1 protein-coding gene is annotated in these 507 nt (G+C 22.1%); it reads left to right on the forward strand.

The window, feature by feature from the left end; all coding sequences use genetic code 11:
• Positions 1-12 precede the first annotated feature (12 nt).
• Positions 13-507, forward strand: a 495-nt coding sequence (locus CP965_RS14010) for a response regulator transcription factor (protein ID WP_164971040.1), incomplete at its 3' end; no start/stop codon positions are given.

The following is a 507-nucleotide window of genomic DNA, read 5'->3' on the forward strand; positions in this document are numbered from 1 at the left end:
GTATAATTTCTTATGCTAAAAGAAGAATACAAAAATTTAAAAATATTATATGTGGAAGATGAAGAGAATATTAGAAGTAATGCCACTTCATATTTAAAAAGAATTTTTACTAATGTTTATGAAGCAAAAGATGCTTTTAAAGCTATGGAAAAAATAGAGACTTTTTCTCCTCATTTAGTTATTACTGATATTAAAATGCCTAAAAAAAATGGTCTTGATATGTTACAACAAATTAGACAAAAAGATAAAGATACTCAATTTATAGTCTTAACTGCATTTACTAATACAAACTACTTATTAGATGCTATAGATTTACATTTAGTTAAATATCTTACAAAACCTATAAAGCATGAGACAATTTTTCCTTTACTTATGCAATGTGCAAAAAAGATTTTTGATAATAAAAATACTAAAAAGTATATTTGTGAGAATTGTTATTTTGATTTAGTAAATGAAGTATTAAAAATAGAAGATGAGATAATAAAATTATCAAAAAATGAGACTTTA

The sequence above is a fragment of the Halarcobacter mediterraneus genome (assembly GCF_004116625.1).
Taxonomy (GTDB): Bacteria; Campylobacterota; Campylobacteria; order Campylobacterales; family Arcobacteraceae; genus Halarcobacter; species Halarcobacter mediterraneus.